The organism is Haloplanus aerogenes, assembly GCF_003856835.1.
In the GTDB taxonomy this organism is placed as follows: Archaea; Halobacteriota; Halobacteria; order Halobacteriales; family Haloferacaceae; genus Haloplanus; species Haloplanus aerogenes.
In genome coordinates this window covers 890,268-915,466 of sequence record NZ_CP034145.1, presented here as the reverse complement: position 1 = coordinate 915,466, position 25,199 = coordinate 890,268, and the positions used below count along the sequence as shown (strand labels likewise).

At 67.8% G+C, this 25,199-nt stretch carries 24 protein-coding genes; 5 read left to right on the top strand and 19 right to left on the bottom strand.

Annotated features, from left to right (window positions below):
• Positions 1-14 precede the first annotated feature (14 nt).
• A complete protein-coding gene (locus tag DU502_RS04800; protein ID WP_121919525.1) occupies positions 15-869 on the bottom strand; it encodes a hypothetical protein in 855 nt (284 codons plus the stop codon).
• 37 nt (positions 870-906) lie between these two features.
• Entirely contained in the window at positions 907-2,010 is a 1,104-nt protein-coding gene (locus DU502_RS04795) for a guanosine monophosphate reductase (RefSeq protein WP_121919526.1), read from the bottom strand.
• 251 nt (positions 2,011-2,261) lie between these two features.
• Here DU502_RS04795 and DU502_RS04790 point away from each other — a divergent pair, with 251 nt between their 5' ends.
• On the top strand, positions 2,262-3,515 hold the full coding sequence (locus DU502_RS04790) for an MFS transporter (protein ID WP_394338920.1): 1,254 nt from the start codon (positions 2,262-2,264) through the stop codon (positions 3,513-3,515).
• 278 nt (positions 3,516-3,793) lie between these two features.
• On the opposite strand, the gene DU502_RS04785 is transcribed toward DU502_RS04790, so the two are convergent.
• From DU502_RS04785 to DU502_RS04765, 5 genes are all read right to left on the bottom strand, one after another.
• Complete coding sequence (locus tag DU502_RS04785) at positions 3,794-4,258, bottom strand: NUDIX hydrolase (protein ID WP_121919527.1); 465 nt, start codon at positions 4,256-4,258, stop codon at positions 3,794-3,796.
• Positions 4,259-4,381: 123 nt separating this feature from the next.
• Positions 4,382-4,576, bottom strand: a complete 195-nt coding sequence (locus DU502_RS04780; RefSeq protein WP_121919528.1) for a DUF7312 domain-containing protein — start codon at positions 4,574-4,576, stop codon at positions 4,382-4,384.
• 39 nt (positions 4,577-4,615) lie between these two features.
• The gene (gene pyk, locus DU502_RS04775) at positions 4,616-6,370 is read right to left on the bottom strand and encodes a pyruvate kinase (protein ID WP_121919529.1); all 1,755 of its coding nucleotides are present in this window, start codon (positions 6,368-6,370) and stop codon (positions 4,616-4,618) included.
• A gap of 72 nt (positions 6,371-6,442) precedes the next feature.
• Positions 6,443-8,512, bottom strand: coding sequence for a methionine--tRNA ligase (metG, locus tag DU502_RS04770; protein ID WP_121919530.1), 2,070 nt, complete (start codon positions 8,510-8,512; stop codon positions 6,443-6,445).
• 53 nt (positions 8,513-8,565) lie between these two features.
• Positions 8,566-9,348 carry a class I SAM-dependent methyltransferase gene (locus DU502_RS04765; RefSeq protein ID WP_121919531.1) on the bottom strand — a complete coding sequence of 261 codons (783 nt, stop codon included), beginning with the start codon at positions 9,346-9,348 and terminating at the stop codon, positions 8,566-8,568.
• Positions 9,349-9,482: 134 nt separating this feature from the next.
• On the opposite strand from DU502_RS04765, the gene DU502_RS04760 reads away from it, so the two are divergent.
• Entirely contained in the window at positions 9,483-10,643 is a 1,161-nt protein-coding gene (locus tag DU502_RS04760; RefSeq protein ID WP_199722672.1) for a pyridoxal phosphate-dependent aminotransferase, read from the top strand.
• Positions 10,644-10,676: 33 nt separating this feature from the next.
• Here DU502_RS04760 and DU502_RS04755 read toward each other — a convergent pair whose 3' ends face one another.
• The 4 genes from DU502_RS04755 to DU502_RS04740 all read right to left on the bottom strand — a co-directional run bounded on the left by DU502_RS04755 (position 10,677) and on the right by DU502_RS04740 (position 14,863).
• The gene (locus DU502_RS04755; RefSeq protein ID WP_121919532.1) at positions 10,677-11,423 is read right to left on the bottom strand and encodes a 4-phosphopantoate--beta-alanine ligase; all 747 of its coding nucleotides are present in this window, start codon (positions 11,421-11,423) and stop codon (positions 10,677-10,679) included.
• 118 nt (positions 11,424-11,541) lie between these two features.
• Positions 11,542-12,390: a pantoate kinase gene (locus DU502_RS04750; protein ID WP_121919533.1), complete on the bottom strand. Its 849-nt coding sequence runs from the start codon at positions 12,388-12,390 to the stop codon at positions 11,542-11,544.
• A 28-nt stretch (positions 12,391-12,418) separates the two neighbouring features.
• Complete coding sequence (aspS, locus tag DU502_RS04745) at positions 12,419-13,720, bottom strand: aspartate--tRNA(Asn) ligase (protein ID WP_121919534.1); 1,302 nt, start codon at positions 13,718-13,720, stop codon at positions 12,419-12,421.
• Positions 13,721-13,759: 39 nt separating this feature from the next.
• The gene (locus tag DU502_RS04740; RefSeq protein ID WP_121919535.1) at positions 13,760-14,863 is read right to left on the bottom strand and encodes a mandelate racemase/muconate lactonizing enzyme family protein; all 1,104 of its coding nucleotides are present in this window, start codon (positions 14,861-14,863) and stop codon (positions 13,760-13,762) included.
• Between the two features lie 275 nt (positions 14,864-15,138).
• On the opposite strand from DU502_RS04740, the gene DU502_RS04735 reads away from it, so the two are divergent.
• A complete protein-coding gene (locus tag DU502_RS04735) occupies positions 15,139-15,480 on the top strand; it encodes a DUF7344 domain-containing protein (RefSeq protein ID WP_124897019.1) in 342 nt (113 codons plus the stop codon).
• Positions 15,481-15,484: 4 nt separating this feature from the next.
• Here the strand turns inward: DU502_RS04735 and DU502_RS04730 are convergent, their stop codons facing one another.
• The 6 genes from DU502_RS04730 to DU502_RS04705 form a co-directional block, all read right to left on the bottom strand.
• Entirely contained in the window at positions 15,485-16,198 is a 714-nt protein-coding gene (locus tag DU502_RS04730) for a phosphoglycerol geranylgeranyltransferase (RefSeq protein ID WP_121919537.1), read from the bottom strand.
• Positions 16,199-16,308: 110 nt separating this feature from the next.
• Positions 16,309-18,825 carry a DNA topoisomerase I gene (locus DU502_RS04725; protein WP_121919538.1) on the bottom strand — a complete coding sequence of 839 codons (2,517 nt, stop codon included), beginning with the start codon at positions 18,823-18,825 and terminating at the stop codon, positions 16,309-16,311.
• Positions 18,826-18,931: 106 nt separating this feature from the next.
• A complete protein-coding gene (locus DU502_RS04720; protein ID WP_121919539.1) occupies positions 18,932-19,174 on the bottom strand; it encodes a hypothetical protein in 243 nt (80 codons plus the stop codon).
• Positions 19,171-20,310: a PASTA domain-containing protein gene (locus DU502_RS04715; RefSeq protein ID WP_121919540.1), complete on the bottom strand. Its 1,140-nt coding sequence runs from the start codon at positions 20,308-20,310 to the stop codon at positions 19,171-19,173. The genes DU502_RS04720 and DU502_RS04715 overlap by 4 nt, the downstream gene beginning before the upstream one ends.
• A gap of 1 nt (position 20,311) precedes the next feature.
• Positions 20,312-20,698: a hypothetical protein gene (locus tag DU502_RS04710; protein WP_121919541.1), complete on the bottom strand. Its 387-nt coding sequence runs from the start codon at positions 20,696-20,698 to the stop codon at positions 20,312-20,314.
• Positions 20,695-21,351, bottom strand: coding sequence for a hypothetical protein (locus DU502_RS04705; protein ID WP_121919542.1), 657 nt, complete (start codon positions 21,349-21,351; stop codon positions 20,695-20,697). Before DU502_RS04705 ends, DU502_RS04710 begins: the two co-directional genes overlap by 4 nt.
• A gap of 118 nt (positions 21,352-21,469) precedes the next feature.
• Here DU502_RS04705 and DU502_RS04700 point away from each other — a divergent pair, with 118 nt between their 5' ends.
• The gene (locus tag DU502_RS04700) at positions 21,470-22,105 is read left to right on the top strand and encodes a helix-turn-helix domain-containing protein (RefSeq protein ID WP_121919543.1); all 636 of its coding nucleotides are present in this window, start codon (positions 21,470-21,472) and stop codon (positions 22,103-22,105) included.
• A 90-nt stretch (positions 22,106-22,195) separates the two neighbouring features.
• Positions 22,196-22,555, top strand: coding sequence for a group I truncated hemoglobin (locus tag DU502_RS04695; RefSeq protein ID WP_121919544.1), 360 nt, complete (start codon positions 22,196-22,198; stop codon positions 22,553-22,555).
• 55 nt (positions 22,556-22,610) lie between these two features.
• On the opposite strand, the gene gatB is transcribed toward DU502_RS04695, so the two are convergent.
• Together gatB and DU502_RS04685 are read right to left on the bottom strand one after the other, a co-directional pair.
• A complete protein-coding gene (gene gatB / locus DU502_RS04690; RefSeq protein WP_121919545.1) occupies positions 22,611-24,101 on the bottom strand; it encodes an Asp-tRNA(Asn)/Glu-tRNA(Gln) amidotransferase subunit GatB in 1,491 nt (496 codons plus the stop codon).
• Positions 24,102-24,132: 31 nt separating this feature from the next.
• The gene (locus DU502_RS04685) at positions 24,133-25,161 is read right to left on the bottom strand and encodes a hypothetical protein (protein WP_121919546.1); all 1,029 of its coding nucleotides are present in this window, start codon (positions 25,159-25,161) and stop codon (positions 24,133-24,135) included.
• Positions 25,162-25,199 lie beyond the last annotated feature (38 nt).

Sequence of the window (25,199 nt, the reverse complement as noted above, 5' to 3'; positions counted from 1 at the left end):
GAGCGACCGCGCGGTCACCGCAACGACGCCAGCCGTCGTCCCAGGGCGAGCTGCCGACCCCCGTACTCGACGCCACCGGCGACGAGGAGGAGGGCCAGAGAGAGAAACCAGCCGCCGAAGTACAGCGCGTGCGGGTCGTCGACGCTCGCGGCGAACTCGGCGCGTGCATCGAGGAGGACGAACGCCGTCAGGAGTGTTGCCGGCGCGATCAGCCGCCGACGGACGAGGAGATACAGCGGCACGGCGGCGAGAAGCCACATCCCGACCACGCTGAGAGGATACAGCACCCACCCGAGACCACCAGTGACCGTCAGGCCGAGACGGACCGCGAACCACGTCATCACGACGGCGTGGACGACGCCGCCGACGGCGGCGAATTCGGCGGCCTGTCGCTGCGCGGCCGGCCGCGACAGCGGTGAGGGCGACACCGACGGGAGCCAGTGCCAGTCGGTCCGCATCGCGTCCTCGACGACGCCGAGGAGGCCGAAGCCGAGCGTCCAGACGGACGCGTTCACCATGTATCGGACGATGTAGAGGCCGTTCTCGACGACGGTGAGGCCGGTTGGTTCGGACAGGCGTTCGAACTCGGCCACGTCGTGGAACGTCGGCCCGGGGGGTGTGAGTTCCATCCCGAGAACGTAGCCGGTGGTCACGAGGAGGGCGGCGAGTGGCGCGACGAATCGGTAGCGGAGTGCGAGCCAGACCGGCACCGCAGCCACGACGACGAGGCCGGCGTACCGCCAGCCGGCGCCGACGACGGTGTACGCCGCCGGTCCGACGGCGTAGCCGAGGTGGTGGGCGACGAACAGGAGGCCCACGGCGTGACAGCAGCCGACGAGGAGACTCGCCGCGGCGCGTTGGGAGGGCATACGCGTCGATGGACACGCGAACCGTTTTATTCCACCGTCAATCGTCGCTCTCGGCGGCCGGCTCGGCGCCCGACGCCCCCTCGGTCTTGCTGTCCACGCTCACGCCCTCCCAGTCGTGGTCCGCGTGGAAGCCCTCGCGTTCGCGCGCGCTGTCGGCGACGCGGATGAACTCGGCCCGGTCGCGGGCGGCCGGGATGGTGTGGCCGCCACAGTAGGACAGGCCCGACCGGATGCCGGCACAGAACTCCTCGGCCACGCTCCGCACCGACCCCTTGTAGGGCGTCAGCGCTTCGACGCCCTCGTCGGCGGTCACGTCGCCGCCCTTGTCGTCGCGGTCCTCGGCCGCGGCCGTCGTCGCCATCCCCCGCGAGCGCTTGTACTGCGTGCCGTCGACGTCGACGACTGCGCCGGGGGCCTCGTCGGTGCCGGCGAAGAGACTGCCGAGCATGACGGTGTCCGCGCCGGCCATCAGCGCCTTCACTGCGTCGCCGGAGGTACGGATGCCACCGTCGGCACAGATGGTCACGCCGACCTCCTCGGCCACCGCCGCGCAGTCGTCGACGGCGGTCAGTTGTGGCACACCCGCGCCGGCGACCTTCCGGGTGGTGCAGTGAGACCCCGGCCCGATCCCGACTTTCACGCAGTCCGCCCCCGCGGCGGCGAGATCCTCGACGCCCGCGGGGGTCGCGACGTTGCCGGCGACGAGGTCAGTGTCGGGAAACTCCGCCGCGAGCGCCGCGACGGCGTCGAGCGTCCGTTCGAGGTGCCCGTGCGCCACGTCGACGACGAGGGCGTCGACGCCGGCCTCGACGAGGGCGGCGCTCCGGGCGACGTAGTCCTCGTTGATCCCGACGGCCGCACCCACCTGCTCGCCCGCGGCCGTCACCCGTTCGACCTGCACAGCCTGTTCCACAGGCGTCAGAAAGCGGTGGACGACGCCGAACCCACCGGCTCGTCCGAGTTCGATCGCCATCTCGGCCTCGGTTACGGTGTCCATCGCCGCGGAGACCAGCGGCGTGTCCAGCCGGATCGAGGGTGTGAGTACCGTCGAGAGGTCGACCTCGTCGCGGCTGTCGACCGGCGACCGCTTCGGGACCAGCAACACGTCCCCGTAGCTCAATCCCGTGCGTAAGTCGTCCATATCCCCAGAAAACGAGTGGGCGCGGAGTGATAAACGTCTCGGACGGCCGTCTCCCCAGTCCACTCTGGCGTTGCACGAACGTCGCTGTCGGTCGGTGTGTCGGCAGGTGGCACTGTTCGACTGTCCGATCCAAGGACCGTCCGACGTAGCTATATCTGAGTTCATATATTCGTGATGGCGTAGCGAAAGCGCCGCGCGAGTAGCGCTGGTCGACGAGAACAAGTAACTGAACGGTCCACGTATCGGTGGCTGTGGACGACAACGATCGATCTATCGTCGGGTTCGTCATGGTCGGGCACGCGATGGTGCACACCTACGAACTGTCGATACCGATCCTGATGACGGTGTGGCTGTTGGAGTTCTCGACCACTGCGGCGGTGCTTGGGGTCGCGGCCGCGGTCGGCTACGGACTGTTCGGTATCGGGGCACTGCCGGGCGGGTTGCTGGTCGATAGATTCGGCTCGCGCGTGCTGATCAGTGCCTGTCTGGCCGGCATGGGACTCTCGTTTTTGCTGTTGAGTCTCGCCCCCGGTGTCGTGGGCGTGACGCTCGCACTGGCGGTCTGGGGGATCGCCGCCAGTGTCTACCACCCCGCCGGGCTGACACTCATCAGCAACGGCATCGAGGAGCGCGGACGAGGCTTCGCCTACCACGGGATGGCGGGGAACGTCGGTATCGCGGGCGGGCCGCTGGTGACCGCGCTCCTGTTGCTCGCCTTCGACTGGCGGATCGCCGTGGTGATCCTCGCTGTTCCGGCGCTGGTGGCCACGCTCGTCGGCCTGACCATCCGGTTCGATCCCGTGGCCGCCGTGGAGGCGACCGACGGTGGATCCCGGGAGCACTCGCCAACCTCACTCGCCGAGTTCGTCGGCGAGACGCGTCGCCTGTTCACCCTCGGCTTCCTGCTGATCTGCGTGATCGTCGCATTCAACGGCCTCTACTATCGTGGCGTCCTCACGTTCCTTCCGGATCTGCTCGGGGACTTCCTGATGGCAGCTGTCGGCGACGTTCGCCCCGGCATATTCGACCCCGACAGTCCGGTCGCCGAGGAGTTCGACCTCGCCCAGTATCTCTACACGGGTCTGTTGACCGTCGGCATCGGCGGCCAGTATCTGAGCGGGCGACTCACGGAACTGATCGAACCGGACCGCGCCTTGATCTTGGTGCTGACGGTCCTCACGGTCATCGCACTGGCGTTCGTCCCCGCGGCACAGCTAGGTCTCACGGGGCTGTTGGTCGCGAGCTTCGCGCTCGGATTCGCTCTGTTCGCCACGCAACCGCTCACGCAGGCGACCATCGCGAAGTACTCGCTTCCCGAATCGAGGGGACTCTCGTTCGGCTACACCTACCTCGCCATCTTCGGCGTCGGTGCCCTCGGGGCGGCGGTCGCCGGGACGGTCCTCACCTACGCGTCCGTGTCGCTGATGTTCGTCGTACTCGCGGCGTTCTCGACGATCGGAACGGTTCTCGCCCTGTCGCTCGTTCGGGTCGGGCGCGAGCCATAGCGGTCCCCGATCCGGACTCTCGATGCCGATCCCAAGCCCCACCAGGTCACTCGGCAGTCGCGGCACTTCGAGTCCCGATGACGAGCGGATACGTGGAGAGAATAGCCGTCTAATGGCGTTTCGATGGGGCTGATTCGCGTTCCCGATGGAGCGCCGTCGTCTGCCTGCCATCGGATTCGTCTCTCCACATCAGTACTGATAACGTGTCGACGCCGTCTTCGGCAGTGACCGAAGCGTTTCAGTCGGTCCCGTCGTGCGCGTGGATCGGTGTGACGCGATCAATCGGCGACTACTTCCGACACGACTGGGCCGTCGACCCCCGTCAGCGTGTGCAGATAGTCGTCGAGATCGAGGGCGAAGGGCGCGTCGGCCGACAGGTCGAGCCACGAGAACTCGAACTCCGCACCACGTTCGTCGCCGGTGCCCGTGACGGTGTGGGTCCACGAATCTCGGGGTTCGTGGACCGGGGCGTGGTAGAAGTGGCGCACGTACCGCTTCGGCGGCGACTCCCGCCGCGTCCACACGTCGGTGACGAGGTGGTCGACCCGCTCGAAGGTCGCCAGCCCGCTCTCCTCGATTGCCTCGCGGTACACGGCGTCTCGCGGTGTTTCACCCGGTTCAACGGTCCCTTTCGGAATCTGGAACCCGTCGTGGCCCGGTCCCCTGAACACCAGCACCTCCGATCCGTCTCTGGTGATGTAGGCACACGCTTTCTCGACGTACGTTACGTCACGTGCTAACATGCTACAGTACGCTCTGCCTCCGCGCGTATAGTAGTGTCGTACATATTCCTCTAGATGTGTTTTAGGTCTGGGCGGTCGTCGGCTCGCCCGCAATCAGTTCGACCACTCGGGGCATCAGCGACCCTACAAACTGCCGAGGGCGGCGTAGAAGATGAATCCGGAGAGCGCCACGCCGAGCAGAACGAACACGACGTTCTCCAGTTCGGGCGATTCGGGTTCGATGGTCTCCGGCTCGGGAGCGTCTTCGCCGACTTCGTCGACAGCGAACCGCCACGGCGACTCGTCGTCGTCGCGGTCGTCGTCGGACAGCGCACTCATAGGGAGGAGTAGCAGGTAGTGACGGAAAGGGGTACCGGCCTACCGCTGATGTTCGCGCGGCGTCACGTCGCCCTCGTAGACGACGCCGCGGTCGGCGTGCAGCGTCACCGTCGTCCCGTCTGCCACCTCGTCCGGCAGGGGCGCGCCGCTGATCATCGGCACGCCACGCTCCCGCGCGACCAGCGCCGCGTAACTCGTCATCCCCGGCCGGGCGTCGACGATGCCCGCGATCTTCCCCGTGTCGCCGGCGAACTCCCCGTCGAACGTCGCCGGGAGGACGACGATAGCGCCCGCCGGCGCGTCCGAGAGGTCGCCGTCCGAACACCGGAACACTGGACCGGTGACCCGACCGCGTGCGACGCTCCGCCCCGTCGCCACCGTCTCCGACGCGATGTGGACTTTCAGCATGTTCGTCGTGTTGGTCCCCTCCAACTCGGTCATCATCCCCGAGAGGACGACGACGGTGTCGCCGCTCTCGGCCGCACCGGCGTCGATGGCGGCGTCGACCGCGGCGTCGATCATCTGATCGATGTCCTCGCGGTAGGCGGCGTACTGGGCGTCGACGCCCCACGAGAGGGCGAGTTGGCGGCGGACCCGATCCCGGGGCGTCGTCGCCACGACGGGGACACCCGGCCGGAACTTCGCCGTCGCTCGCGCCGTGTACCCCGATTCGGAGACGGCGACGATGGCCGCGGCGCCGAGGTCACGGGCGAGATACCGGGCCGCCCGTGCCAGCGCCTCGGTCTGGGAGCCCTCCGCGGCTGGCGGCACCCGTCCCTCCCGCGTCTCGTCGTACTCGTCGCTCCCCTCCACCTCGCGGACGATGCGATCCATCGTCTCGACGACACGCACCGGGTGGTCACCGATAGCTGTCTCGCCAGAGAGCATCACCGCGTCCGTCCCGTCCAACACGGCGTTGGCCACGTCCGAGGCCTCCGCCCGTGTCGGCCGCCGGGAGTGGACCATCGAGTCCAGCATCTCCGTCGCCGTGATGACGGGCACGCCCGCGTCCTGCGCGCTGTGGATGATCTGCTTTTGTACCATCGGAACGTGTTCGAGCGGGCACTCCACCCCGAGATCGCCGCGCGCGACCATCACGCCGTAGGACGCCTCGACGATTTCGTCGATGTGATCGACCGCGCCTGCCCGCTCGATCTTCGAGATGACCGGGATGTCCCCGCCCGCGTTCTCGATGGCGTCGGTGACCTCGTACACGTCGTCGGCGTCGCGGACGAAACTCGCCGCGACGAAATCCGCGTCGTGCTCGACCGCCACCTCGATGTCGCGGCGGTCGCGGTCGGTTACCACGTCGAGATCCAGATCGACGCCGGGGATGTTCACGCCCTTGCGACTCCCCAACTCGCCGCCGGAGACGACGCGGGCGGTGACGGTCTCGCCCTCGACCGACTCGACGGTCGTCTCGATCCGACCGTCGTCGAGGAGAACGGTGTCGCCGGGATCGACGGCGGAGATAGCGTAGGAGAGGCCGACCTCCTCCGTCGTCACCGTATCGCCCTCGACGAACCGGACCGTGGAGTCGGTCGGCAGATCGATAGGGTCGTCGATTGCGGCCGTCCGCACCTCCGGCCCCTGCAGGTCGAGCATCGCGGAGAGCGGGTCGTCAATGGCCGCGTCCACGTCCTGAATGCGGTCGATCAACTCTGCGCGGTCCTCGTGGGTGCCGTGACTCGCGTTGAGTCGGGCCACGGCCATGCCGGCGTCCGCGAGTTCGCGGATGGTCTGCCGGTCGTCGGAGGCGGGGCCCAACGTACAGACGATCTTCGCTCGTCGCATACCGCCCCTTCGACGGGAGGCAGTAAAAAAGCGGTCGGCGGCGAGAAACGTTGATGAAGGACCAGCGGGGCGTTATCGAACCCGCTCGCCCGGCACCGCGTCTCCGACCGTCGTCAGCAGGTCGGCCTCCTCACCCGCGGCCAGCACCATCCCGTTCGACTCCATGCCGAACAGTTCGGCCTTCTCCAGATTGGCGAGGACGATCACGCGCGTCCCCGGCAGTTCGTCGAGGTCGTGAAGCTGTTTGATGCCCGCGACGATCTGGCGCTCCTCGACGCCGATGTCGACGACGAGGCGCGCGAGTTTGTCCGCGCCCTCGATGCCTTCTGCCTCCAGAATCTCCCCGACACGGATGTCGAGGTCCTGGAACGTGTCGAAGTCGATACGGTCGGATTCGATGGGGTCGAAGTCGGTGTCGGTCATTGCTGAATCACTCTCGTCGTCGGATTCCGTCTCTGCTTCCGCGTCCGCTACCCGCTCCTCTAGCTTCGCGTTCAGTTCTTCCACTCGCTCCTCGGGGATCTTCTCGTAGAGTTCGTCCGGTTCGTCGAGGTCCGCCGCGGGGGGTTCGAGCGCGGCGTCGACCGTCACGTCGTGGACCGAACCCTCGCCGCCCACCTGCGACCACAGGCGCTCGCAGGTGCCGGGCGCGACGGGGGCGAAGAGGACGGCGACCGCCTTCGCGATCTGAATGCAGTCGCGGATCACCTGTGCGGCGCGCTCCGGGTCGTCGTCGACGAGGTTCCACGGCTCGTTGCGCTGGATGTACTCGTTGCCGAATCCCGCGAGGGCGACGGCGGCGTCGCCTGCGTCCCGGATCGAGTAGTCGTTGACGGCGGCCGCGAAGTCGTCGATTGCCGTCTCGATGCGCTCCCGAACCTCGTCCGAGAGGTCCGCGTCCGGCGTCCCCTCGAACTCCCGGTGGGCAAAGAGGAGCGCGCGGTACGCGAAGTTGCCGACCGTCCCCACGAGTTCGTTGTTGACGCGTTCGCGGAAGCGCTCCCACGAGAAGTCCACGTCCTGCTGGAAGCCGCCGTTGGTGGCGAGGTAGTAGCGCAGGAGGTCGGGATCGAACCCCTCGTCGAGATACTCGTCAGCCCACACCGCGCGGTTGCGGGAGGTGGAGAACCCCTTGCCGTTCAGCGTGATGAACCCGCTCGCCATCACGGCGCGGGGTTCGCTGTAGTCGGCACCCCGCAACATGGCGGGCCAGAACACCGTGTGGTGCTGGATGATGTCGCGACCGATGACGTGGACGATTTCACCGTCCTCACGCCACGTCTCCTCCCAATCGTACGCGTCGGCGCCGACCCGCTCGCTGTACTGTTTCGTCGAGGAGATATACTCGATCGGGGCGTCCACCCAGACGTAGAGGACGAGGTCGTCCGCGCCCTCGCCCTCGGGGTAGTCGATGCCCCAGTCCATGTCGCGGGTGATACACCAGTCGCGGAGTTCCCCCTCGATCCACTCCCGGGGCTGGTTGCGGGCGTTGGGCGTCCCCTCCAACCGGTCGATGAACTCCGAGAGGTAGTCCTGGAACGCCGAGACGCGGAAGAACTTGTGGGTCTGTTCCCGATATTCGGCGGGGTTGCCCGTGATCGTACTCACGGGATCTTCGATCTCGCCGGGTTCGAGATGGCGGCCACAGCCCTCGTCACACTCGTCACCGCGGGCGCGTTCGCCGCAGTAGGGACAGGTCCCCTCGACGTAGCGGTCCGGGAGCGACTGCTCCTCCTCGGGGTCGTAGGCCACCATGATCTCCTTCTCGTAGACGTGGCCGTTGTCCTCCAGCGCCTGCACGATCTCGGTCGTTATCTCGACGTTCGTCGCGTCGTGGGTGTGGCCGTAGTTGTCGAAATCGACGTCGAATTTCGGGAACGTCGATTCGTAGATCTCGTGCCAATCGAGGGCGAACGCCTCGGGCGAGACGCCCTCCTGTTCGGCGTTGACCGCGACGGGCGTTCCGTGCATGTCCGACCCGGAGACGAAGGCCGTCTCCTGTCCGAGTTTGCGCAGGGCGCGGGCGTACACGTCGCCGCCGACGTACGTTCGCAGGTGACCGATGTGGAGGTTGCCGTTGGCGTAGGGCAACCCACAGGTCACCACCGCTGGCCGCTCCGTGGGGAACTCCTCGTGGCTCATACGTGTTCACTGGAGGATGCGACCCTAAAGCCCGCCGATTCGGCGTGCGCCGATCACTCCGGCGTCGCCGCGATGGCGACGTACGGCTCCCCCGGTCGCCGTGTCCGTTCGATCGTCGTCACTCGCTCGACTTCCAGCCCGGCGTCCGCCAGACACCGCCGCCAGTACGCCTCGTAATCGCCGACGCCGTCGGGTGTGATCGGGAGTTCCAGCAACCCCACCGTTCCGTCGTCGGCACACACCCGCCGGAGTTCGTCGAAGGCCGCCGCCCGCCGATCCTCGGGGATGTCGTGGGCGACCCGGCAGGCCGTCACGAGGCCGAAACTGCCGTCCGCGAAGGGGAGCCGCGAGGCGTCGCCCGCGACCGGCGACACGTCGATACCCGCGCGGGAACCGTTCCGCTTCGCCAACTGCGGGCCGTTGCCGAGGATGACGCGGTCGTCGAACACGTCGAGGCCGATCACGTCACAGCCGTCGGGCAAGTGCGGCGCCAACCCCACCAGCGACCGCCCGGAGCCACACCCCACGTCGAGCGCGCGGTCCACGTCGTCGAGCGGCAGAATCGACGCCAGTCCGTCGTACTTCGCACGGTCGAGTGCCCACGGGGCCGGCGACACGAGGCGACGGGCCGCGTCGGCGCCGCGATAGAGTGCGCCGCCTGCGACGGCGACGGCGGCGAGTCGGAGCCAGCGCCGACCACGGCGGAACGTCACGACGGACGCCGCGAACAGGAGCGTCGAGACGACGATCCGCCGCAGTCGCTCGCGCCAGTGGTAGACGCCGAAGCAGTATAGTAGCGTTTGGAACTGTTTGCACACCTGATCGCCAGACGACATGCGATCAGGTGTGCGATGACTTACAAAGGCTACTATCGTGGGCCACGTGCGCGTCACGGCCATATCGTCGTCGCCGTGGGCCATGTAGCTGACGGGACCGAACCCCTTTTCGTCCCGCCGCGCGACCGGCGGATATGACCCTCGGTCCGACCGACCGCGTCCGTGCCGTCGAGCGCTCCAGCATCCGCTACATGTTCGACCTCGCGGAGGAGGTCGGAGGTGACCTCGTCCGACTGGAGGTGGGCGAACCCGACTTCGACACGCCCGCGCACGTCACCGAGGCGGCCTGCGACGCCGCGCGCTCCGGCCACACCGGCTACACCTCGAACGCCGGCCTCCCGGCGCTCCGCGAGGCCATCGGCGATCACATGGCCCGCGACTACGGCGTCCGGGTCGACGCCGACGAAATCCTCGTCACCACCGGCGGAATGGAGGCGCTCCACCTCGCCGCCCTCTGTACCGTCGACCCCGGCGACGACGTCGTGTTCCCCACCCCCGCCTTCCCCAACTACTGGGTGCAGGCGCGGATGGCGGAGGGCATGCCCACGCCCGTCCCCATGCCCGCCGAAGACGGCTTCGCCCTCGACGCCGACCGCCTCGTCGACGCCATCGGTCCCGACACCGCGCTGGTGCTCCTCTGCTCGCCCAACAACCCGACGGGCCGGACGTTCGACCCCGACGCCATCCGCGCCGTCGTCGACGCCGCCGCCGACCACGACGCCTACGTCGTCGCCGACGAGGTGTATCTCGGCCTCGCCTACGACCGCGACCCCGAGGGTGTCGCCGCTATCACCGGCCACCCCGAACACGTCCTCACCGTCAACTCCTGTTCCAAGCGGTACGCGATGACGGGCTGGCGCGTCGGATGGCTCGCCGGCACGGCCGACATCGTCGATCAGGCGACGAAGATTCGGGAGTCGACCACCTCCTGTGCGCCGAGCGTGAGTCAACACGCCGCGCTCGCGGCGCTGACCGGCGCCGACGACGCGGCCGCCGAGATGTACGACGCCTTCCGCGAGCGCCGCGACTACGTGGTCGACCGCGTCGCCGACATCGACGGCCTGACCTGTCCCCGGCCGGAGGGCGCGTTCTACGCCTTCCTCGACCCCGACCTGCCGGGGTCGAGCCTCGAGATGGCCGAACGCCTGCTCCGCGAGTACGGCGTCGTCCTCGCGCCGGGCGACGGCTTCGGCGAGGCCGGGGCTGGCTGGCTCCGTCTCAGCTTCGCCAACGGGCTGGATCGCCTCGACGCCGGCTTCGACCGCATCGAACGCGCCATCGACGACGCACGGTAGGCGCGCCGACAGCGGCGTCCACGCGGTGAGGCGCTAGAGGTCGCCCGACCGGATGGCGCGTTCGGCGTCCTCCAGTGCCGCCTCGGGATCGAACGCCTGCACGATCCGGACGAGGGTGGCGCGGTCCGCGTCCGCCAACTCGCGGGCGTGGGCAGTAATGTTCGGAATCGCTCGGAGGATGTTGTCGACGATGGGCACGTCGGCCACCTGCGCCGACCGCGAGAGGGGATTGAGGTCGACGACGAGTTCGACCTTGCCGAGGTCGGAGAGCGCCGCGGCGCGGTCGCCGTCCTCCAGCGGAACCAGCACCACGTCGGCGTCGGCGATGCCGTCCGCGTCGACTTTCGCACGCTCGTGATCGAGGCCGGGGATGCGCGCGTCGGCGTTCAGCCCCTTCACCTCGTGCGCGCCGTGGTCGCGGAGGTGGTCGGCGATAGCCTGCATCCGCTCGTCGGTGCGATTGAACAGGTTCACTTCCAGATCCGCGCCGACGGCGTCCGCGAGGGCGACGAGTTCGTCGGGCACCAGCGCCGCCGCGTTCCCGTTGACGGAGATGACGGGATGCCGGGCGAGGAGGAGGTGCGCGGCTGCCGCCCGCGCCGCCTCGTCCGCCGACGGGAGCGTGCGCTCGCCGAGCAGGTAGTCGAACGCCTCGCCACGGCCCTCCGCGATGAGGCCCTGCTTGCTGGTGATGCCGGCGTCGACGCCGTCCTCGATGCGGTGGCGCGTCACCAGCGAGTCGTGGCGGGGGTGGTCCGCGGGAATGTCGCCCTCAACCATGCCGGATCGGTGGCGGTGGCGGCTAATAGGGCTTATCGTAACTGTCCATAGATTCTCGCCGAACCGTCACGGCGAGAATCTACGATGACTTCCGATAATCCCTAAAAAAGCGCGCCGATCAGTCCACGAGGTGCGCCCCGGCGTCACACGTCCGACACGCGTCGGCGTCGAACCCGGCGTCCGAGAGCCCCAAGTCGAGTGCGAACACCGTCTCCCCGAGCATGACCATCGACGCCTCGCCGTCCGCCGCGGTGACGGCATCGACCACCTCGCACACCCGGTCGGTGAGCAGGCCCGCGTCGCGGGCGAATCGACGCGACGCCGCGACCAGCGTCGGGAGCGTCGGGCGGTCGACCAGTCGGTCGAGCGCCTCGGCACCGGCCGAGACGAGCGGGTCGGTGTCGCCCGCGAGCACCTCCGCCGTCGAGAGGTCACCGAAAGTGAGGTACTCGACGCGCCGGGCCGCGGGCACCCCATCGAGGCGGCCGTGGCCCGGCGCACCGGGATCGAGCCGAATCGGGACGCCGCCGCGGGCCTGCGCCACCACGTCGCCGAGACCGGTCCCCGCCTCCACCTCCGCGCAGTGAGCGAGCGTCACGAGGTCGTTCACGGAGCGCTCACAGCCGAATCGGTCGTTGGCGGCCAGCGCCGTCCCGAGCGCCATCGCGCCCGAGACGCCGAACCCCGTCCCCAGCGGTAGGTCGCTCTCGGCGACGACGCGCGCGCGGTCGCTCACGTCCAACCCCCCCAGAACCGCCTCGACCGGCGGCATCGAGAGGGGATCGCCGTCGAGTGTGATGAGTGGCCCGTCGTCGGCGTCCGCCGCCTCGCGGACCGTCACCCGAACGCCGTCGGTGAGGGTGAGGCCGGCGCCGCGCGACCCCGCCCGCGCCGGATCGTCGGCGGGGCAGGGGCTGAAGAAGCCGGTGACGTGGCCGGGGACGAACGCGGTCGACGGGTCGGTCATCGGTGCGCTGGAGCCGTGCCCGACGGCGTCACGGGCTCAGCCGCTGCCGGTCCCGCGGGAAGAGGACGGCCTCGCGGATGTTGTCCAGATCCAGCATCGTCATCACGAGGCGTTCGACGCCGTAGGCCCACCCGGCGTGGGGCGGCATCCCGTACTTGAACATCCGGGTGTAGTAGTCGAACTGCTCGGGGTCGAGCCCCTGCTGTTCGAACCCGGCGACGAGTTCGTCGTAGCGGTGTTCACGCTGCCCGCCCGAGACGAGTTCCATCCGCGGGTGCATCAGGTCGAAGCCCTTCGACAACTGCGGATCGTCGTCGTAGTCCTGGATGTAGAACGGCTTGATCTCGGAGGGCCAGTCGGTGATGAAGTAGTGGCCGCCCACGTCGTCGCCGAGGGCCTTCTCGGCCTCGGTCGAGAGGTCGTCTCCCCACACCAACTGCGTGTCGAGTTCGCCCGTCGCGTTGATCCGCTCGATGGCCTCCTCGTAGGTGAGCCGCGGGAAGTCGTCGCTCGGCGCCTCGAAGTCGTCGTAGCCGAGGAGTTCCAACTGTTCCTGACAGTTCTCGGCGACACCCTCGTAGGCGGCTTTGAGCGTCCCCTCGCACACGTCCATCGCCTCGTGGTGGTCGACGAAGGCCGACTCGAAGTCGATCATCGTCGCCTCGTTGAGGTGGCGGGGCGTGTTGTGCTCCTCCGCGCGGAAGATGGGGCCGATCTCGAACACCCGCTCCAGCCCGGAGCCGACCATCAGCTGTTTGAACAGCTGTGGCGACTGGTTCATGAACGCCTCCTTGCCGAAGTAGGTGATCGGGAAGAGCTCCGTGCCGCCCTCCGTCCCTGTGGCGACGATTTTCGGCGTGTTGATCTCCGTGGAGCCGACCGAACGGAAGTACTCGCGAACCGAGCGCAGAATCTCGGCTCGAATCTCGAAGATGGCCTTCACTTCGGGCTTGCGGAGGTCGAGCGTCCGGTTGTTCAGCCGCGTCGGCAGTTCGGCGTCGACTTTCCCCGACGGGTCGAGCGGGAGTTCGGGGTCGGCCTCGGCCAACACGTCGACGGAGTCGGGCACCATCTCCAGCCCCGTCGGTGCGCGCGGTTCCTCCTCGACGGCGCCGGTGACGGCGACGACGCTCTCGCGGTGGACGCCGAGTCCCGTCTCGACGAGGTCGTCGTCCATCTCGTCTTTCTCGAACTTGATCTGGAGCTTACCCGTCTTGTCCCGAAGGATCAGGAAGGCGATGCCGCCGAGGTCCCGAATCTCGTGGACCCAGCCGGCGACCGTGGCCGTCTCGCCGGCCGCGACGTCGGCCGCGTGGGTTCGGTTTTCCATATCCGTTCGTGTGTATCCCGCGCCTTAAACGCGACCGTTTCAGTCCACGCGGAACTCGCCGATCACGTCCTCGTCGAGATGGACGCCCAGTCCGGGCTCCTCGGGGAGCGCGATCCGCCCATCCGAAAGCGTCGGCGGTGTCTTGAACAGCGGCTCGTACACCTCGAAGTCGGTCGGGTCGAACTCCAGCCACTCGCAGGCTGGCGACGCCGCCATCACGTGCATCGTCGCCGCGAGGCCGACGCCGGTGGTGAAACAGTGGGGGGAGCAGACGGTGTTGTACGTCTCCGCGAGCGCACAGATTTTCGTCGCCTCCGTGATGCCGCCACAGCGCATCACGTCGGGCATCGCGTAGTCCACCGCGTCCGCCTCGAACAGGTCGTGAAAGCCCCACTTCGTGAACTCGTTCTCGCCGGACGCGATGGGTACGTCGAGTTCCCGGCGCAGGGCGGCGAGTCCGTCCACGTCGTACGGCGTGAGCGGTTCCTCGTACCAGTACACGTCGTACTCCTCCAGCATCCGCCCGACGCGCCGGGCTTCGGGGCGGTCGTAGCCGCAGTTCATGTCGACCATCAGCGCCGTGTCGGGGCCGATGGCGTCGCGCATCGCCGCCACGCGCTCCTCGTCGGCGTCGAGGCCCCGGCCGAGGTGGGTCTTCACGCCCTCGAACCCGCGGTCGACGTACGACGCCGCGCGCTCGGCCATCGTCTCCGGGTCCTGCCAGAACAGGTCGCTCGCGTACGGCTTGAGCGAGCCTTCGACCGGACCGCCGAGGAGGCGGTAGACGGGCACGCCGTGGTGTTTGCCCGCGATATCCCAGAGCGCGATGTCGACGCCGCTGGCCGCCGAGAGGCCCTGCCCCTTCCGGTCCTGATACACCGTGTCGGTCACCATCGACTGCCAGTGGCGCTCGATGTCCAGCGGATCCTCGCCGATCAGTTTCGGGGCGTACTTCTCCTCGACGATGCGTTCGACGATGTAGGACTCCGGCCCCACGCCCTCGCCGATACCGGTGATGCCCGCGTCCGTCTCGACGACGACGAAGGCCGCACCGCGGGCGCTCATCGAGCGGTCGCGGGAGACGCCAAGCGGTCGATCCAGCGGCACCTCGATCCGTTCGACGCGTACGTCGGTAATCTCCATCGTCTCCGCTTCGGAAGGCGGGAGGAAAAAGCCCGGTGCCAAACGGTGATCGGGCACTCTCACGGAGGCGAGGAGTGTCACCCACAGGTGGGTGAAAATATCGTTACATCCGGTCGGCCGCTAGTGAACACTACGGAACACCGCATACACTGTGCGTTCAGGCTCCGACGTGGGGCACACGTGAACCAAGCTATCCGAGTCACCCGATTCTCTTCGCGCGACGACCGCGCGGAACGCATCACAGGGTGTTGCGTTCCGCAACTTCGATCCCGAACATGACACAAAAATCCAGCGGCGTCAGAGATGCCTCATTGAGCGAGCTGTTCGAGATACTCAGCCACGAGTACCGCCGTCAGATCCTCTGGGGACTCGCCCACCCCGACGCGTGTGCCGACGCGACGATCAGGACGGCCCGATTCACCGAATTCGACGGCGAACCGGATGTCCTCCAGCTCGCACTGTCCCACAACCACTTTCCGAAACTGGACGACCACGGACTCGTCGACTGGGACCCGGAGGCGGAGACGCTCACACGTGGTCCACGCTTCGGAGAGATCGAACCGTTCCTCACGTTGATGAACGACAACAGGGACGAGATTCCGCAGAACTGGCCGTAGTGTATCAGTCGGCCGCGTGGGCGTCTTTGACGCCCTCCACCGTCTCACGGACGGCGTCACAGCCCTCGTCGTGAAGGAGGTCACCGACCACGACCACGTCGGCGTGCTGACCCATCTCGTAGGCGGAGTCGTAGTCACCGATGCCGCCGCCGTAGAACAGGGTCGTCTCTTCGAGGGCGTCGGCCGCCGTCTGCACGACCTCGGGATCGCCGAACGTCCCCGAATATTCGATGTAGACGATCTCCTGCCCGAACAGTTTCTCCGCGACGGCGGCGTAGGCGGCCACGTCGTCCGCCGACTGGTCGCAGTTGGCGTCGGTGTACTCCGCGACCGACGAGTCCGGATTGAGGACGATGTACGCCTCGGTGTGCGTGCGACTCCAGTCGAGACCGTTCTCGATGCGCACCCACTCCTTGTGAGCGCCGGTGACCCAGAAACTGTCGCCGGCGTTGAACACCGTCGGAATCAGGTAGCCGTCCAGCGCGTCGTCCTCGATGACGACCGCCGGGTTCGACGGCTCCTGATACAGCGGGACGCCGTACTTGGAACAGGCCTCCACCACCGTCTCCATCTTCTCTTTGGTCATCCCGGTCGTGCCACCGATCTCGATGGCGTCGGTACCGGTGGCACAGACGTCCTCGAACGTCTCACCGTCCACGAGTTCCTTGTCGGGATCAACCTTGAGGACGTGATCCCAGTCGTCCCACGGCGTAGTCATTGAGACACTCTACTTCGTGGATCTGATAAAAAGGGTCCGACTCATCTCGGCTGCATCGTTCGTCGATGCAGCCACACGCCGTTCTGTCGGGAGCGTCTATCAACAACCTATCAATCCGCGTCCGCCTGCCAGTTCCGTACCGTGTCCGGCCCGACGCCGTCGATCTCGTCCGCGAGCGCGTCCGGTTCGGCGGCCTTCAACCCAGCCACGTCCTCCACGCCTGCGTCTTTCAGTTTCTCCGCCGTCTTCTCGCCGATGCCGTCGATGGTCTCCAGTTCCGTCCCCTCCTGTCGGGCCTGATACTCCCGGTAGTTGCAGATGGGACAGCCCAGATCCCAGGGTTCGCGGTCCTCGTCCTCGTAGGTGATGCGGATGCCCGGCAGGCCGTGTTCGTCACACGTCTCGTCCGTGAGTTCGGCCTCGCCACGGCGGGGCATCGGCAGGGAGTAGTCGCAGTCGGGGTAGCGCGTACAGCCGACCAGCCGACCACCCGACCGGAGGCGCTTGATGGCGAGTTCGCCACCCTCCTCCTCCCCACACTCGGGACACGGCCCGACGATCAGGTCGGGCTCCTCGTCGGCTGCCTCCGCCGCACACAGCGGGCAACCGTGGACGAACGTCTTGCGGCCGGCCAGCATCTTCACGTCGTGGAGGCCGTGATCCGGACACGTCTCGTCAAGCAGGATCGGTTTGCCCGTCGACGGGAGCGGCAGGGTGTACTCGCAGTCGGGGTAGCCGTCGCAGCCGACGAAGTAGGAACCGCGGCGACTCCGGCGGATGACGAGGTCCTCACCACACTCGGGGCACGGGCCGACGGTCTTGTCGGCCTTCAGCGAGTCGCGGAGGTGGTCGCCGAGTTCCTCCCGCGACTCGGTCAGACGGTCGAAGACGCGTTCGAGCATCTCGCGGGACTCGTCGGTCACGTCCTCCAGTGTCGCCTCGCCGCGCGCGATGGCCTGCATGTCCGCCTCCAACTGCGCCGTCATCTCTTCGCTGACGATCAGGTCGGCGAACTCCTCGGACGCCTCGACGACACCGCGGGCGAGACGCGTGGGACGGGGCGGGTCGCCCTCGATGTACCCCCGGTCGTAGAGTTTCTGGATCACGTCGTGCCGGGTCGCCTTCGTTCCGATGCCCATGTCCTCCATCGTCTCGATGAGGCGGGACTGGCCGTACCGGCGGGGTGGCTGGGTCTGCTTGTCCTCCAGCCGTGCGTCCGTCACCGCGAGTTCCTCGCCCTCTTCCACGTCGGGAACGAAGTTCTCGCTCGTCGAGCGGTAGGGGTAGACGGCGTGGTAGCCGGGGTCGACCAGCCGTTTCCCGTTCGCCTTCAGCGAGGGGTCCATCTCGTCGCCGCTGACCGTCGCCACCACGCGCAGATGTTCCCACGTCGCCGCGTCGGCGACGGTGGCGAGGAACCGCCGCACGACGAGTTCGTACACCTCCCACTCGTCCTCCGAGAGGTCGGACGGCGAGGGGAGTTCGTCCGTCGGGTGAATCGGCGGGTGGTCGGTCGTCTCCTCGTCGCCAGCGGTGGGTTCGATATCGTCGGCGTCGAGGAGGGAGGCGGCGTCGTCGCCGAAGCGCCGACCGGACGAGAGGGCGTCCAGCAACTCCCGCGGCTCCAGATCCTCGGGGTAGACCGTGTTGTCCGTCCGCGGGTACGTGATGTAGCCCGCGGTGTAGAGGTCCTCCGCGATGCTCATGGCGCGCTGGGCGGAGTAGCCGATGCCGCTGGCGGCGCGGATGAACTGCGTCGTGTTGAACGGCGCCGGCGGGTCGTCGGTCCGGGTGCGCCGGCGCACCTCCTCGACCGTCGCCGCCGACGCGTCGGCGAGGACGGCGTAGACGGCTTCCGCCATCTCCTCGTCCCAGACGCGGTCCGCCTCCGTATCGTCCTCGTCGAGGTAGAAGTACTGCGCCTCGAACGCCTCGTCGTCTTTGACGAGGTCGGCGAACAGTTCCCAGTAGTCCTCGGGGTCGAACGCGTCGATTTCGCGCTCGCGGTCGACGATGAGTTTCAGCGTCGGTCCCTGCACCCGGCCGACGGAGATGAAGTCGTCGCCGAGTTGGCGGGCGGAGAGCGAGAGGAATCGGGTGAGCGACGCGCCCCACATCAGATCGACGATCTGACGGGCCTCGCCGGCCGCCGCGAGGTCGAAGTCGAGGTCGTCGGGGTCCGCGAACGCCTCGGTCACTTCGCGGTCGGTGATAGAGGAGAAGCGGACGCGGTCGACCGGTGCCTCCTCGTTCACCTCGCGGACGAGTTCGTACGCCTCCTTGCCGATGAGTTCACCCTCGCGGTCGTAGTCGGTGGCGATGTGGATGTGCGAGGCGTTGCGCGCCAGACGGCGGAGGGCGGCGACGATGTTCTCCTGGGTCGGCCGCTTCTCGATGTCCGCGGAGATGAGTTCGACCGGCTCCACGTCGCGCCAGTCGCTGTACTCCGGCGGGAAGTCCACACCGACGACGTGGCCCGAGAGCCCGATACACCGCTTGCCGCCCCACTTGTAGACGTTGACGCCGTTGACGCGGTCACTCTCCGCGCTCCCGCCGCTCAGAATGTCAGCGATCCGGCGGGCGGCGTTGTCCTTCTCCGTGATGATCAGTTCGGGGCCGCGTTTCATCGCCGACTCGTAGGCCGACCACCCGCCTAAAGCTTTCGTGGCCGTAATCGACGGACGTGGCGGGTGTGAACGGGGCACACGCGCCGCCAGACGGCGCCGCGGCGGCTCACTCCGACGCCGGTCGACGGATGCGCGCAGGTGCCCTGTCGGGCAGCGTCACCCCGCCAACGTGGCGCACCGCGGGGTCGGCACCAAGCGCCTCCACGACCACCTCGGGCGCGCGGACGATCACCCCGCCGCCAGCGACGAAGACCAGTTCGCCACCGCCGGCGACGACGCGGCCGAGCACCCGCTGGATCGTCGCCTCGTCGCTCGACGGGTCGAACGCGACCAGATGGGTGCCGGTCATTCGCCCTCCAGCAGGCGTTTCGCGTGGCCGAACCAGTCCTCGACGCGACTCGTCGAGGCGCGGGTGATGTCGGCCACCGCTGCCGGCTCCCGGTCGAGAAGCGCCGACAGGTCGGTGATGCCCGCCTCGCGCAGGCGGTCGGCGTAGGTCGGGCCGATGCCGTCGACGGCTTCGAGGGCGGGCCCAGCGTCCGACTCGCTCGCCCGTTCGTTCACGTTCCCGTCCTGTTCATCCGCGCTCTCGGTTCCCTCGTCGGGCGGACCGGCCGAGACGGTCAGATCGACCGCCGTTCCGACGGGCACTGCGTCCCCCGCCGGCGGCGTCTGGCCGACCACCACGTCCGGCGGTTCGTCGCGCGTCTCGGCGTCGATTTCCCCGACCGCGAGGTCGGCCGCCGAGAGCGCCGCCGTCGCGTCCGTCAGATCGTGGCCGATCACGGCCGGTACGTCGATTTCGCGGCGTTCGGAGACGGTGAGATCCACTGCCGTCCCCGGTTCCGCGACGGATCGAGGCGACGGGAACTGGTCGAGGACCACGTCGTCGGCGTCGCCGGGTTCGGTCGCCACCTCGCCCACGGCGAAGCCCGCGCGCCGGATCGCCTCCCGTGCCTCGTCGAGCGACCGGTCGCGCACGTCGGGAATCGGGTCGTAGGTAACCGTCTCGTCCCGCGTGGCCGGCCGAAGGTCGAATCGGAGCGTGCTCAGCGCCTCGCGGTTCACCGACTCGGCGAGGTCGGGAAGCTGGAACTGCGGGCCGTCCGCGCCGCCCACGACGTTCGCCTTCAGGTCGACCTCGATCCGACCGATGGCGTAGTCGGCCTCGGAGAGGTCGTCGCGGGCGGTGGCGAGGGCGTCACCCAGCGACGCGACCAGTCGGTCGGGGGCGACGGTGCCGCGGTCGGCTTCGAGGCCGTCCAGCCGGTCACGGATCGCGTCGCGCTCCGCCTGCAAGCGGTCGACTTTCGTCCGGAGGAGGTCGCGCTCGCTCTCCACCTCGATCAGTTGCTCGCGCAACGCGGTGGTGAGATATTCCTTGGCCCGGTAGAGCCCCTCGACCTCGCGTTTCTCCGCCCGATCGAGTTTCGAGGCGTCGAGGGTGGCGAGTGCCGTCGTGAATTGGAAGTCGTCGCCCGGCATCTCACTCGGTGCCGGGGACGGGGACGATGTCGAGGCGGACGCGACTCGACGCCGCCACGTCGTAGTCGGTGCGGGTCGTGAACGCGGGATCGGTGGGTGCGGCGACGAGCGTCGGCCGATACGCGCGAATCTCGCCGTCGGCGTCGCGCTCCGGCCGGCCGCGCATCGACAGCGACACGTTCAGGTCGGCCTCGACGCCCGCGAAGCGGAACCACGGCGTCTCGATGGGCATCTCCAGATCTCCGTCTTCGACCGCTCGCTGGATGTCCCGTCGCGTCGAGAGCGACGCGCGGTCGAGTTCCGTCTGCCCCTCCGCCACCGCCCGGGCGACGCCGGAGACCAGTTCGCCCAGCGGCCGCGCAGTCCAGGAATCGAGCGACTGGCTCACGGCGATCCACCCTCGGCCGGGCGCGTGATGATTTCGGGCACCGAGCGGTCCGGGGCGGGCTTGGGCACCAGCGTCGTCTTCAGCCGGCAGGCCGCGCTCGCGTCCAGCCCGTACACCTTGCTGTCGTACTCGCTGTGTGCCCGCACGTCGAGTTCCACCTCGCGTTCACCCTTGACCTCCTGTTTCTGGTAGCCGCCCTTGCCCCCGATGGAGAAGAAGCCGAGGTTGAGGCCGACGCCGCCGCCGCCACCGTACTTCTTGCGCGACTGCTCGTAGGACGTGCGCAGATCCCGCGAGAACGTCGAGTCGCTCTCGACGTGCGTGCTTCGGGTGTGCCACCGCACCCAGAATTTGAGGTCGATCTCCGTCTCGCTGAACTCGTAGAACGTGGGCGTGACGCCGTAGGCCAAGAGTGAGAGCGGCTGATCGTTCGTCAGCGTCGAGACGTTCGTGACGTTGCCGTCGGCGTCCGTCTCCTCGACGATGCCGAGAATGACGGCGCCGGCGTCGAGTTCCATATCCGCGAGCGTCTGTGCCGTCTGGACGGAGTTGAGGTCGAGTGCCGTCTGCCCGTCGGCCACCGCCAGCGCAGCCTTGCGGACGAGTTCGGCGAACGGTATCTCCTTGACGATGTTGTTGACGGGATCTGCCATTAGAATCTCCGGGGACCGGGACGCGAGGAACCGTCTTAACTGTTTAGTAGAACAACAGGACCTCGGCACGACTGGCGGGAACGACGCCGCTTATATTCGACGCGTGGTTCCCGACGGTATGGCGTCCGGAATCCACGTCCAGTTCGAACTCCGCGGCGTGACTGGGTGTCCCGCGTCGTCGCTGAGCAAGGATGTCGCCGTCGAGTCGGTGACCGTCGACCAGGGTGGGACGGCGGAATCGGCCGTCGTCGGCGAGGTGACGGTAGAGCACGACGGGGAACGCGTGAACGTCGACGCTGCCGAGGCCGTATTCGAGGACGGCTCACAGTCGGTGTACCGGTACACCCACGACGAGGACTGTCCGTGTTCGCGCGTGCCGAGTCACGGCTGTCCGATCCGCGGCCTCCGGGCGGACGGTGGCTGTCTCCGTCTCACGTTCATCACACCCGACCTCGACACCCTGCGTGCCATCGCGTCCGACCTCGAATCCTGCTGTGCCGACGTGACGGTCCGGCGACTCGTCCGCACGGGAGCAGGCGAAGACGGACCCGCCTTGCTCGTCGCGGACCGGAACGCGTTCACCGACCGCCAGTACGAGGTGCTCAAGACGGCTCACGAGATGGGCTACTTCGACTCGCCCAAGAGCGCGAAATCGGGCGCCGTGGCGGACGAACTCGGCGTCTCCGTCTCCACGTTCGTCGAACACCTGTCGGTGGCGCAGACGAAACTGTTCGATCAGATCATCTCGAACTGACCCGGTGTCGCCGCCACGGGGGCTTAAAAAAGCCCGAGCATCCTAGTCGGTGGTCGTATCCCCACGCCGCGCCGATCATCTCGTGTCGCAATGTCGCAGACTATCTATCAGGATATCGGTGGCCGAGACGCAGTCGAAGCAGTCGTCGACGACTTCTACGAGCGCGTACTCGACGACGACCAACTGACGCCGTACTTCGAGGACACGGATATGGCGGATCTCCGCACGCACCAGATCCAGTTCATCAGCGCCGTCGCCGGCGGTCCCGTCGAGTACAGCGGCGGCGACATGCGCGAGGCACACGACCACCTCGGTATCGAGGAAGCGGACTTCGACCTCGTCGGGCGCTACCTCGAAGAAGCGCTGGAGGAGAACGGCGTCCCGGAAGAACACGTCGAGACGATCATGGGCGAGGTGGCCGCGCTCAAAGCGCCTATTCTGAACCGCTAAGACGTTCTCACCGGACCGTCCCGACGAGAATCCGTCGACGGGGACGATCCCCCTCCTACTCGTCGAGCCGTTCCCGAAGCAGTCCGTTGACGGTTCCCGGATCGGCGCTCCCGCCGGTCTTGCTCATCACCTGTCCGACGAGGAAGTTGAGGGCGCCGCCCTCGCCGGCGTGGTAATCCTCCACCGCGTCGGGGTTCTCCTCGATGGCTTCCTCGACGGCGGCGGCGACGGCGTCGTCACCGGCCTTCCCGAGGCCTTCGCGTTCGACCACCTCGTCGGGGGTCAGCCCCTCGTCGAGCATCGTCCGCAGGACGACCTCGCGGGCGTTTTTCTCGGTGATCTCGTCGCCGTCGACGAGTTCGATCAGCCGGGCGAACTCGTCGAGGCGGTCCGATACGTCCGTGATCGTCATGTCGCGGTAGTTGAGTTCGCCGAGCAGGTCGTCGGCCACCCACGTCGCGGCGAGGTCGGCGTCGAACCGATCAGCCACGTCCTCGAAGAAGTCCGCGACTTCCTTGGTGGAGGTGAGTTTCGACGCCGCCTCGGCGTCGAGGCCGTACTCCTCGCGGAAGCGCTCGCGGCGGGCGTCGGGGAGTTCGGGGATCGGGATGCGCTCCTTCCAGTCCGCCACCTGCAGGGGCGGGAGGTCCGCCTCGCGGAAGTAGCGGTAGTCCTTCTCCTCCTCTTTCGAGCGCATGGAGACGGTGATTCCCCGGCTCTCGTCCCAGTGGCGCGTCTCCTGTTCGACTTCGCGGCCGCGCTTCACCGCGTTCTTCTGGCGGGTCACCTCGTAGGCCAGCGCCTTCTCGGCGCCCTTGTGGCTGGAGATGTTCTTCACCTCGGTCCGGTTGGCCTCGGCGAGGGCCTCGTCGTCGATGGCGCCGTCCTCACCCACCTCGTCGGCGGGGACGAGCGAGATGTTGGCGTCGATGCGGAGGCTGCCGTCCCGGGAGGCGTCGAAGACGCCGAGATACTCCAGTACCTCCTCCAGTTTGGCGAGGAAGGTGCGCACTTCGCCCGGCCCGCGGAAGTCGGGGTCGGTGACGATCTCCATCAGGGGCGTGCCCGCGCGGTTGTAGTCGACGAGCGAGTAGTCCGCCGTCTCGATGTTGCCGCCCTCGTGCTGGAGGCTCCCGGGGTCTTCCTCCAGATGCGCGCGCCCGATACCGATCTCGCGGCGTTCGTCCTCGACGCTCACTTCGAGCGAGCCGTCGGCACAGATCGGGGCGTCGTACTGCGTGATCTGGAAGTTCTTCGGCAGGTCGGGGTAGTAGTAATTCTTCCGGTGGAAGCGGGTGTCCTCCGCGATGTCGGCGTCGAGGGCCTTCCCAACCTTCACCGCCGCTTCGACGGCGGCCTCGTTGAGGACGGGGAGCGCCCCCGGCAGTCCCAGACAGACGGGACAGGTCCGGGTGTTCGGCTCCTCGTCGTCGGCCGCCTCGGTCGAACAGCCACAGAAGATCTTCGTGTCGGTCTCGAGCTGGACGTGAACCTCCAGCCCGATGACGACCGCGAGATCACGTTGCTGGAGCGCCTGCGCAGTCATTGCGCGGGCTTATACGGCCGATGGCTAAAGGCTAACGGGACTCGCCGTCGTCCCACGTCACTTCCTCCACCTGCTCCGTCTCCCGGAGGATGAAGGGTCCGATGGAGAGGGTGTGTTTCGTCACCGTCGCGATCCGCAGGACGTAGACGAGGAGGACGAGGAAGGGCAGCACCGACACCGTGGAGGTGAGCGCGACGACGGGGACGACGCCGAACGTCCGGCTGATCGGCCCCGCGGGATCGAAGAAAGCGATCATGCAGATCGCGACGAAGAGGGCCGGGAACGCCGCCGCGAGGATGCCCCGCGAGAGGTTGATGAGCTCCCACTGGAAGTAGAGCGTCTTGAAGTGTTCTCGTGCAGGGCCGAAGAGTTCGAGCGTGTCGATGAGTCGGTCGAGCGCCGCCTCGGCGTCCTCGCCGAGCGAGTCCGTCTCGCGGATGCGCTTCGCCGCGAAAATCTTCCACGAGTAGTTGAAGTTCAGCGCCGCGGAGAGCACGTCGAACTCGCCGAACTGCGCGCCGTCGAGGTCGCCGGCCACACGGTCGGCGTTGCCGATCAGGCTCTCGGTTAGCTCCGCCACCTCCTCGTGGTCCGCGCCGACGGCGTCGCGCAAGTCCTGTGCGTGCCGGCTGGCGATCTGGACGAGCGCCCGGAGGAACTGCGAGGGGCGCGCGGGGCTGACGGGCACGTCGAGCAGGTCCGCGGCATCCTCCCGAAATTCGAGCGCGCCGCTCATCCGCTCGCGCTGGTCCCCGACGGCACCGAGTTCCTGCGAGAGGACGAGCTGGTTGAGCGTCAACACCAGCGTCACGCCGGTGATGGTGGCGGTGAGGAACCCCTGAAACAGCGTGCCGATAGAGTCACCGCCCCGGAGTTTCGCCGCCGCGGCCGGGAGCGAGAGCCCGGCCGCCAGCAGGACCAGAAACACCGCGACGACGAGGCCAGTGACGACGAGACGGCGGTCGGCCTCCAGATAGAGCCAGAGCTTCGTTCGGCTCTCGGCGGCGCGAGCGCGCAACTGGTCGCTCGGCCGGTCGTCGGTAGCGTCACCGTCGGCCATGGGCTTGCTGGGAGCGGCCGGCGCAAAAAGCCCCGGCC

What these genes read in the sequence shown, in the direction of transcription:
- DU502_RS04795 (WP_121919526.1), bottom strand. Translation starts at nt 2,010, where the DNA reads ATGGACGACTTACGCACGGGATTGAGCTACGGGGACGTGTTGCTGGTC.
- DU502_RS04755 (WP_121919532.1), bottom strand. Translation starts at nt 11,423, where the DNA reads ATGGTTGAGGGCGACATTCCCGCGGACCACCCCCGCCACGACTCGCTG.
- aspS (WP_121919534.1), bottom strand. Translation starts at nt 13,720, where the DNA reads ATGGAAAACCGAACCCACGCGGCCGACGTCGCGGCCGGCGAGACGGCC.
- DU502_RS04785 (WP_121919527.1), bottom strand. Translation starts at nt 4,258, where the DNA reads ATGTTAGCACGTGACGTAACGTACGTCGAGAAAGCGTGTGCCTACATC.
- DU502_RS04720 (WP_121919539.1), bottom strand. Translation starts at nt 19,174, where the DNA reads ATGACCGGCACCCATCTGGTCGCGTTCGACCCGTCGAGCGACGAGGCG.
- DU502_RS04765 (WP_121919531.1), bottom strand. Translation starts at nt 9,348, where the DNA reads ATGTCGTCTGGCGATCAGGTGTGCAAACAGTTCCAAACGCTACTATAC.
- DU502_RS04780 (WP_121919528.1), bottom strand. Translation starts at nt 4,576, where the DNA reads ATGAGTGCGCTGTCCGACGACGACCGCGACGACGACGAGTCGCCGTGG.
- DU502_RS04725 (WP_121919538.1), bottom strand. Translation starts at nt 18,825, where the DNA reads ATGAAACGCGGCCCCGAACTGATCATCACGGAGAAGGACAACGCCGCC.
- gatB (WP_121919545.1), bottom strand. Translation starts at nt 24,101, where the DNA reads ATGACTGCGCAGGCGCTCCAGCAACGTGATCTCGCGGTCGTCATCGGG.
- DU502_RS04715 (WP_121919540.1), bottom strand. Translation starts at nt 20,310, where the DNA reads ATGCCGGGCGACGACTTCCAATTCACGACGGCACTCGCCACCCTCGAC.
- metG (WP_121919530.1), bottom strand. Translation starts at nt 8,512, where the DNA reads ATGAGCCACGAGGAGTTCCCCACGGAGCGGCCAGCGGTGGTGACCTGT.
- DU502_RS04740 (WP_121919535.1), bottom strand. Translation starts at nt 14,863, where the DNA reads ATGGAGATTACCGACGTACGCGTCGAACGGATCGAGGTGCCGCTGGAT.
- DU502_RS04695 (WP_121919544.1), top strand. Translation starts at nt 22,196, where the DNA reads ATGTCGCAGACTATCTATCAGGATATCGGTGGCCGAGACGCAGTCGAA.
- DU502_RS04700 (WP_121919543.1), top strand. Translation starts at nt 21,470, where the DNA reads ATGGCGTCCGGAATCCACGTCCAGTTCGAACTCCGCGGCGTGACTGGG.
- pyk (WP_121919529.1), bottom strand. Translation starts at nt 6,370, where the DNA reads ATGCGACGAGCGAAGATCGTCTGTACGTTGGGCCCCGCCTCCGACGAC.
- DU502_RS04730 (WP_121919537.1), bottom strand. Translation starts at nt 16,198, where the DNA reads ATGACTACGCCGTGGGACGACTGGGATCACGTCCTCAAGGTTGATCCC.
- DU502_RS04685 (WP_121919546.1), bottom strand. Translation starts at nt 25,161, where the DNA reads ATGGCCGACGGTGACGCTACCGACGACCGGCCGAGCGACCAGTTGCGC.
- DU502_RS04750 (WP_121919533.1), bottom strand. Translation starts at nt 12,390, where the DNA reads ATGACCGACCCGTCGACCGCGTTCGTCCCCGGCCACGTCACCGGCTTC.
- DU502_RS04705 (WP_121919542.1), bottom strand. Translation starts at nt 21,351, where the DNA reads ATGGCAGATCCCGTCAACAACATCGTCAAGGAGATACCGTTCGCCGAA.
- DU502_RS04800 (WP_121919525.1), bottom strand. Translation starts at nt 869, where the DNA reads ATGCCCTCCCAACGCGCCGCGGCGAGTCTCCTCGTCGGCTGCTGTCAC.
- DU502_RS04735 (WP_124897019.1), top strand. Translation starts at nt 15,139, where the DNA reads ATGACACAAAAATCCAGCGGCGTCAGAGATGCCTCATTGAGCGAGCTG.
- DU502_RS04760 (WP_199722672.1), top strand. Translation starts at nt 9,483, where the DNA reads ATGACCCTCGGTCCGACCGACCGCGTCCGTGCCGTCGAGCGCTCCAGC.